Annotated in this window: 4 protein-coding genes and 1 riboswitch; all 4 genes read right to left on the bottom strand. The window is 49.2% G+C overall.

The window, feature by feature from the left end:
- Window positions 1–722, bottom strand: a 722-nt coding sequence (gene cas7c, locus RTV33_RS02470; protein ID WP_312641193.1) for a type I-C CRISPR-associated protein Cas7/Csd2, incomplete at its 3' end; no start/stop codon positions are given.
- Between the two features lie 2 nt (window positions 723–724).
- Window positions 725–2,608, bottom strand: coding sequence for a type I-C CRISPR-associated protein Cas8c/Csd1 (gene cas8c, locus RTV33_RS02465; RefSeq protein ID WP_312641191.1), 1,884 nt, complete (start codon window positions 2,606–2,608; stop codon window positions 725–727).
- Entirely contained in the window at window positions 2,609–3,328 is a 720-nt protein-coding gene (gene cas5c / locus RTV33_RS02460) for a type I-C CRISPR-associated protein Cas5c (protein WP_312641189.1), read from the bottom strand. It lies immediately after the preceding gene.
- A 114-nt stretch (window positions 3,329–3,442) separates the two neighbouring features.
- Window positions 3,443–5,755 (bottom strand): CRISPR-associated helicase Cas3', encoded by a 2,313-nt coding sequence (gene cas3, locus RTV33_RS02455; protein ID WP_312641187.1) that lies wholly within the window; start codon window positions 5,753–5,755, stop codon window positions 3,443–3,445.
- Between the two features lie 605 nt (window positions 5,756–6,360).
- Window positions 6,361–6,568, top strand: a riboswitch (cobalamin riboswitch).
- Window positions 6,569–6,717 lie beyond the last annotated feature (149 nt).

Here is a 6,717-nt window from a genome sequence, read left to right as displayed (position 1 = left end):
GAATACTGTCCAATTTTATTGTTGTGCTTCCACCAGTAGAGCCGGATAACCTCCATGCTACCGTCCGGCCTTGCGGCAGAGCTGTCGTTGATGAACAGGGTGCGCAGACATTGCTTGATTGTTTCGGCGTCCTCTTCGGTGAAGCCCGTCTTCTCAGCCAGCTGCACGTTGATGGCACCCTTGATTTTATACAACCCGAACTCCACCATATGCTTGGCACCCATGGTGTCGGAGCTCTTTTTACCGTCATCGGTCGGTTCGCTGTTGACACTTTTGGTAATCTGCATGCTGTTGATATCCACGGGCGACACACTAATCGCCTGATGAATGGATACCGGCCCCCGAACGCCCACCGATACGCCGTCCTTGTCCTTGCCTTTTTTATAGGCGAAAACTTGACCGAAAGCTCTAACATCAAACCACTGCGCGCAGGCCTGTGCGGCGTATTCATCCTTAGAGGCGTAGGAGGTGATAGTTTGGGAGGCACGTTCGCTTAAGCTGCCGAAACCGTCATCGCGGCGCTCATCAGACTGGACGAAAATCTGCTCGCCCATGTCCTGAAGCCGATTGCGCAGCTTCCTTTTAATGCAAACGTCGGAAATTTCGCCGTTTCCGGTGTAGGTGGTGCGCGGACGGTTACCGTTTAGGGGGTCTCCATTTGGGTTAGCGTTAACGACGGATACAAGCACGACAAAGTCAATTTTATTTTCAAGCGCTTTCATAATTATTGTTCCTCCTTATTATTTTCATCCATATTATTTTCATCCTTGCTTTTGTAGTGGTTAAGCGCCGCCCGTTGCAGATAGTAGCCAATGAGATAGAGCTCTTCGAGCGGACGGTTGAGCTCCTCGGGTTTGTACTGCGCCCCGAGCTTTACCACTATTTCGGACAGAATATCTTTGTAATATTTTCTTGAGCCGGGCTTCATCCGCTGAAAATACGGGTTTAGATTGCCCTCAAGTATTTGCCATGTGCTCATAGGGTGGTTGACATAGGCGCTTTGCAGGCGGATGGCATTAGGCTCGCGTGTTTCGCCCACCGTATAGGTGGAGCGTTCCGCCTTTTCGAGCACGGCCAGCAGCCTGCCAAAAAGGTAGCTTCTATCGTTGTTATCATAGTCCAGCGTCATGTTGATGCTCACTCCTTTTGCTCTGTCATGGTGATATTTCGCGATTAGCGCACAGGTCGTTGAAAGAATTTGCTCGCGGTTGCCGCGGGAATAGGCCAGCGGTGTGGAGGCACGCAGCACCGCCGCATGCATAATATCGCGCGGGAGAGGTTTTTTATCCAGCATGCAGTACAAAATGCGTTGGTATTGTTCTTTCATGACCTTATCATCGGTCTCAAGAAAGTTATTCCGCTCGGTGCCAAACGCACAGCGCACAATCTGTTTGTTCAGCGGCGTCAGTTCTGTTGTGTAGGGCTTTTTGTCAAGCGTAAAGCGCGTAAAGTACCAGGAGCAGGTCAGCCCCCAGTCGGTAAGGCGATCGTAAAAATCTGAGGCCTTCAGCTCGTTATAGTAGATGATTGAAAGCCGCCCGGTCGTCGCGGCATCCAGCCCGATGACGACAATATCGTCGTTGCTGTCCAGTTCACCACGAAAGCCGTTTATCGCTTTTTTCAGCCGCACTTTATATCCTTCTTCGGTGTAGGAACTCGGCTCACTGTCGTCCTCAAGTGCCAGAGGACCGTCGAGGTTGACGACCTTTTTGCCGTTGGGGTTCCAGCAGATGTAGGTGCGTTTGTCCTGCGTGCCCGCAACGATGCCCTGCCGGGCAGCCAGCCACGACAGCGCATTGTGCGCTTTTTGGGTAGCTTCATAGCCGACGGCGCTGGCCTGATCGGCTGTTGCAAACCGTCCGCGGAAAGTAAAGTTGGCGTTATCGTTCGCCGAAATCAGCTTTGCGCCGTAATTGGCGGCAACAATGCCCTTCGGGTGATTGGTTGATATCGCATCTGCCTTGCCGGTTAGGTAGCAGATATCCTTTTCGCCGTCTTGCAACGCAGCATAGTACTGGATGTAGCTGTTAAACAGTGTTTCATCCTGCCAAACAGCATTGGGCTGGCTGTCAATCACCCGAAAACACACAAGCGCCTTTTCATAGACAGTACCGGATATCTTTTTATCCAGCAGTTTTCCTTCGGCAGTTTCCAAAATTCCTGCGGCAATCAGATCCTGCGTCATTTGCTTTTTGGAAATATAGGCATAAACGGCCTGCACCTTCGGGTGGGTATACGGCGATTGTGTCCAGCTTTGCAGCGCGGCGAGGTGCTTTTCAAATTTTCGGGCTGCCTTATCGGCGGCTTTTTCGTCCGAAAGATACTGTGCGAAATCCCCTGCGACATAGGAGAGCGTATCGCACAAAGCGTGCGGCGCATCACCGCTTGAACGCGAAGCCGACGCCTCCGTAACCGGTATAATGACTTTGCCGTTTTCTTTTTTTAGCTCGACGGCGCCGCAAAAGCAGCCTTCCTGATTAATCGAAATTTCAATCTGTGCATTGGCGGTCATGTGTGCCACCAGCGACAGCGGCACGCCCTCCACCGGCCTTCCGGCCATCTGGGCATTTGCCTCATAGGTTTGATACAGCTTGGACATCCATGCCATTTAAACCACCTCCGACTCTACCGGCGCAAAATTACCGAACGTTTCGCCAAACGGCTTGATCTCCATCTCCCGCACTGACCGATGGATGCACTGCTCCGGCGGGATAAACGCAACGATGCCCTGCTTCATGACTGCGCGCCACAGCCGTACTGTCATTTTGTCGCGCGTTTCATCGGAATAGGCCTCATCGGCGTAGGTGATGCCATGGTACATCACGCCGAAGTCGAGCTGCGGCGTGTTTTCATAAAAGCTTTCGCCCTCCCCGAAACGGCAGGGCTCAACATAGGCCTGACATTCCCGCGTGCCTAAAAAAACATCCCGCCGCCCGCCGCGTTCAATCATGCGTGTGGCAATGTTGTGGTGCTTGTGCTCGTTGCGGTCATCCTGCAATTCTGGTCGGTTATCGTTCCAAATAAAATGCGCCCGCACCTGATAGCGGCAGTCTTTCAAATAGGTGTAATAAGACAGGTCGTTTCCGCCGCCGGTGTACTTAATCGGGCGAATGCCCTTGGTTTCGGTCTGTATCTGATTCATGACGCGAACCGAATCAATGATCCAGATGAGCGTCGGTTTCCAGTAGATACTTTGCAAAACGCCCTTTACCGCCTCATAGGTGGGGATTTGGTAGGTGAATTTTTCGCCTCCCACGCGTGTGATGGGGTCGGAAAACAAGGCGTAATCTCCGCTGACTTCAAATTCCACGATATTGTTGTGCTGCAACTTGAATGCCTCCTTTCAAAAAATAAAATTTTCAATGGTTAAGCCGGTTTCGGCATGATAACACTGCTTGTCCAACACAATGAAGCGTCTTCCATCGTCCGGTGATAGCATCCCCTACTCTCGCAGTTTTTTGTGCTGATATTCAAAAATCTGCACGGTGTAAGGTTTTGCCTTTTCGATACAGGTTTTTAGAAAGCCAAAATCATAGGCTGCCTTTTGAGAAAACAGGTCGGCGATGATTTCATCCGCCTGTGCATTGTAGGGCACGATTATTTCGGTAGTGCTTTCGTCAAAGACCTCAAAAAGCTCTCCGGCGGTTTTAAACGCCTGATTTAAAAAATATCGGCCTTTAAACTCCGGACGTTCGAGATGCCTGAGATTATCCGCGAGAAGATCGAACAAATTTTCGGTTGTTCCGATGGGCAGCTTTTTCGGAAAATCAAATTTGCCCTTGATGTCATGGTCGCTAAATAGCAGCCGATAGTATTGCGCAATGCTTTTTTCACTGAGCAGGTCGCTGTCATAGGCTTTTGGGTTCTGCGCAAACTGCTGCAAAAGCTGATTGGCACACCGCTGCGCCGTCGCAATTTCCTGAAGCATCCCTAGCTTTTCCGCATCCTGTCTAAGCTTGACGATGTAAACGCGGCATATGCCGCTAAAGTCGAAGCTGCGGTTGCAGCGTCCGGCCGCCTGTGCGATATTATCCAGCCCCGCCGCTATGCGTATCACACTTTCGAAAGAAAAATCCACTCCTGACTCTACCAGCTGGGTTGAGACGCAGAGTATCTTTTCTCGGCGCTTTAAGGTACTGTTAATGGACGCAAGTGCTTCGGCCCGGTGCGCTGGGCACATGGCGGCTGAAAGGTGAAAAATCGTGCAGTCGCCGCAGCGCTGTTTTAACTCTGTGTACAGCTTTAGGGCGCTTTCTTTAGTGTTGCAGACAATTAGCAGAGAGGAGACGTCTTCCAACAAACCGGCCGAAAAATCGGCCAGATCTTCCACCGACATGCCGTAGGGAGTGGTCTTGTCGATGACAGTGGCTCGCTGAAACACATCGAAGAGTGCTGGGTCATAGGGCACAATATCCGCCGATTCGGAATACCGAATTGGCTTGGCGGTCTCATCAAAGCAGGGCTGTGTCGCTGAGGAGAGGACAATGGTCGCGCCGCAGCCATAGGCCAGAAAATTCAGCGCCATCGTGAACATACTGGTCGCCTTTTTGGGCAGCGACTGAATTTCATCAATGACGATCACAGCGTCAGCCAATGCGCTCATGCGGCGCACGGCAGTGGTTTTACCCGAGAACAGCGTGTTCAAAAGCTGAACCAGCGTGGTAATAATAATCGGCGATTCCCACGTTTCGGTGAGCAGTTCATAGCTGTCCAGCCTTTCGGGCTCTTCAAAAGTTTTAATGATATTGGAATGATGCTCGGTCAAGATGCTCTCATCCTGTATGTAGCTGCGGATAACGGCACTGTTCTGCTCCAAAATGCTTAAAAGCGGAATGGCAAAGATAATTCGCCTTTTGCCGTGCGCCTTTGCATGGTGCAGTGCATACCGCAGTGCCGAAAGCGTTTTGCCCGCGCCAGTCGGTAGCGTCAGCCGGTAAATGCCGTCGCCGTGCTTTGCAGCAAAATCCCGGCACAGGTCTGAGAAGCGGCTGCGCGCCCGGTTAATAGGCGTTTGTGCATTAAAACCCGCAAGCTTTTGTTCAAAGAAATCGATCTGTGCCGCCCACAGGTCTTGAGAGCCGCCGCGGTAACAAAGCTTTGTGCCGCTCATAAACTCCGCCGTGTCCCGCCGATCGCCGTCAATGACGGCTGATAAAATCATTCGCGCCGTCAATCCCGCCAAAAAGTGGACTTGGGACTTCTTTTTTTCAAAGCGGACTGAAAAGGCTTTGAGTAACGTGGTAATCTCGTCTTGCGCCAGAGAGAACAACCGGTCAATTTCGTCGCTTGAGGCACATTCTGACAGGAAGCTTTTCACTGCCTCGTCATAGCCGATTTCAGCTGCGTCCGTGTTTAGGCGGTGCTCAAAGCCGCTGGTGTTTTCAAGCGTGACGCAGTCAAACTGCCCGTGGTGCGCGCCAATTGCGTATACAAGAATCTCGCAGGTCATGGTGTCAAAGCCCTGTGGCCTGCCGGTGTGATATCTTTCAAGCAAATAAATACAGCCGCAGAAGGTGTGGTTCACGCTGCCGCGAACAACATCTTCTCCACGGGCTGCGCGTTTTAGATAATCCTGATATTTGGCAGTACATTTTCCCATATCATGCAAAAGTCCGGCAAGGTACGCTGTGTGGTAGAGATTTATGCACCCGAGTTTGTTTGCCGCATAATCCGCCACATGGAAGGAGTGGCTCGCGATTGACTGCACCATTTCCTCGCCGTTGATTTCAGTAATATGCGCCAGATTCTTGACCATACAATCACGTTCCTTACTTAATTTATCTTAAATAAATTATTGCAGCCAATAATCTAATGGGGCGTATTTTAGTCGAACAGCAAAATCCCAACATCTCTAAATTGTTATTTGTACCATAATTGACAGTTCGGTTATAACCATAATCCGCGCTTAGTTTAGGCTTCTTATTGCGGCTCTAGGCTGATGTTGAGCGAGCTTTGCCCAATTGCTATAACCAGCAGTTGAGAATTCCGCGTTATTGTTAATATCTTAATCAGATTTTATGATACGCAAAGGTTTCGTCTCAGCAAAAGTATGCATAATACAACTATAGCATCTACCCACCCCCAAGTAAATGTCTTATCTTCCAAATATATACAACGAAATTCCACATGTAACGCTGAAGAAATAGAGAAGGTAAACATTGCTTTCTCTTTTTTTTTCCCATTAAATTTCAGTTATATTCCATACCAAACAGTTTCCTTCTGCTCTGGGCTGGCTGCGCCCTATGCAGTTTGAAATACAAAGCTTTTAAATGCCTAACTTGGTATCCAGTTTTTCTTGACCTTTTCAACACCTTAATATATTACATTGACTATTGAATGGGTATATGATATTATGAATGCAAATTTAATAAAGTGTATGATTTTCTGAGGAAAAACCGAAGGAAATTAAAAGGGAATCCGGTTCGAATCCGGAGCAGCTCCCACTACTGTATTTGATGAAGAAAAGCAAAACCATTGGATTTAATCTGAGAAGGTGCTTTTTCACTGCACAGGCATTGCTGTGTATAAGTCATAAGTCAGGAGACCTGTCATACACATAACGATTGCCGTTGTCTGGGAGAGGGAAGGCGCAGCCGTTATATAATTGTTGTATATTGGTACAATGTTCAGTTGCTTCTTTGCCTGCCATACCACAAATTATCATAACCTATCAATTAAACTCTCGTTTTTACGGGAGTTTTTTAATGTAAAAAACAA

Source organism: Hydrogenoanaerobacterium sp. (assembly GCF_032017025.1).
Lineage (GTDB): Bacteria > Bacillota > Clostridia > Oscillospirales > Ruminococcaceae > Hydrogenoanaerobacterium.
The sequence above is the reverse complement of the archived record's forward strand: the minus strand, read 5'-3'. Positions and strand labels throughout refer to the sequence as shown.